Origin of the sequence: Actinosynnema sp. NPDC059797, assembly GCF_042732085.1 — a bacterium.
Taxonomy (GTDB): Bacteria; Actinomycetota; Actinomycetes; order Mycobacteriales; family Pseudonocardiaceae; genus Actinosynnema.
Genome location: NZ_JBHWIE010000711.1, coordinates 1 through 1,581, shown reverse-complemented (window position 1 = coordinate 1,581; position 1,581 = coordinate 1). Strand labels below are relative to the sequence as shown.

The following is a 1,581-nucleotide window of genomic DNA, read 5'->3' as shown; positions in this document are numbered from 1 at the left end:
CCCCTGCCCCCCGCCGGTGGGGGGGGGGGGGGGGGGGGGGCGCCCCCCGCCCCCCCCCCCCCCCCCCCCCACCACGGTACGTCGTGAACCGGCGACCACCCGTTGAGACGCGATGTTGCGGGATGTTTCGCCGCGGGCGGCGTTCGCCGGAGGACGATCACCGGCGCTCCGCCGGCGTTACACTCCGCTCATGACCCCGGCGTCGAAACCCGCGCAGGACGCCTCCGACCGCGGCAGCGCGACGATCGCCCAGATCGCCGACCTGGCCGGGGTTTCCACCGCCACCGTGTCCAAGGTCGTCAACGGCCGCGCCGACGTCGCGCCCGAAACCCGCGCCACCGTGGAGAACCTCATCCACGAGTACGGCTACCGCAGGCCGAAGAAGGTCAGCCGCGCCACCATCGTCGAACTCGTCCTGCCCGAGATCAGGGGCGCGTACGGCATGGAGGTCATCAAGGGCGTCGAACGCGTCGCCGTCGAGCACCAGCTCGCCCTCGTCGTCTCCGAGCTGCACGGCGACCACGTCCCCGGGCGCAACTGGATCGAGGCCGTCATCGCCCGCCGCCCCACGGGCGTGGTCGCGGTCCTCTCCGGTCCACCGCCCGCCCAGCAGGACCAGCTCCGCAACCGGGAGATCCCCCTCGCGCTCGTCGACCCCGCCGGCGAGGTCGACCCCGACCTGCCCTCCGCGACCGGTGACAACTGGGGCGGCGGCCTGGCCGCCACGCGCCACCTGCTGCACCTGGGGCACCGGCGCATCGCCGCGATCACCGGGCCGTCGCTGTCGCTGCCGAGCAGGGCCCGGCTCGACGGCTACCGCACCGCCCTGGACACCGCCGGCGTGGCGTTCGACCCCGAGCTGGTCCGCGTGGGCGACTTCCAGCTGGAGGACGGCCTGACCCACGGCCTGGACCTGCTGACCCTCCCCGACCCGCCCACGGCCGTCTTCGCGTTCAACGACGCCCAGGCGATCGGCGTCTACCAGGCGGCGCACCAGCTCGGCCTGCGCGTACCGCACGACCTGAGCGTGGTGGGTTACGACGACCTGCCCACCGCGACCTGGGCGATCCCCGCGCTCACGACCGTGCGCCAGCCGCTGCGCGACATGGCCGCCACCGCCACCCGCATGGTCATCGACCTCGCGCAGGGCGCCTCCCCCGCGCCGCACCGCTCGCTGTTCGCCACCGAGCTGGTCGTGCGCGCCAGCACCGCTCCGCCTTCGCGCTGAACCCGGGCCCGGCCGGTCGACGACCCCGCGCGCGGCCACCCGGCGTCGTCCCCTGCGCCACGAGGACCACGGCGGTAACGGCGTCGTCCGGCGGCTCGATCCCCGAAGGGACCAGAGCCGTCCGGGCTCTGCGGCGGAGGGCGAACCCGAATGTCCTTATTCCATGCGGCACGGCGCAGACCCGGCGGGGCGCCGGCCAGGTTGGCGGCGGTCGTCGCGGTCGCCGCCGCCCTGGTGGTCGCGCCGGGCGGCACGTGGCGCGCTCCGGTGGCGGCGGCCGCGACGCCGACCGCCTTCACCGACGTCCCGGCGACGGCGACGGTCGGCGCGCCGTACGCGTTCACCGGCACCGT

General features: G+C 75.6%; 2 protein-coding genes. Both read left to right on the top strand.

Translation table 11 applies throughout. The features are described from left to right. The first annotated feature begins 190 nt into the window (after positions 1-190). Positions 191-1,228 (top strand): LacI family DNA-binding transcriptional regulator, encoded by a 1,038-nt coding sequence (locus ACFV4N_RS43590; RefSeq protein WP_499678574.1) that lies wholly within the window; start codon positions 191-193, stop codon positions 1,226-1,228. Between the two features lie 150 nt (positions 1,229-1,378). After that, a partial coding sequence (locus ACFV4N_RS43585; RefSeq protein WP_499678573.1) for a hypothetical protein occupies positions 1,379-1,581 on the top strand: 203 nt, incomplete at its 3' end.

Coding starts and splice junctions, on each gene's coding strand:
- ACFV4N_RS43590 (WP_499678574.1), top strand. CDS start 191: ATGACCCCGGCGTCGAAACCCGCGCAGGACGCCTCCGACCGCGGCAGC.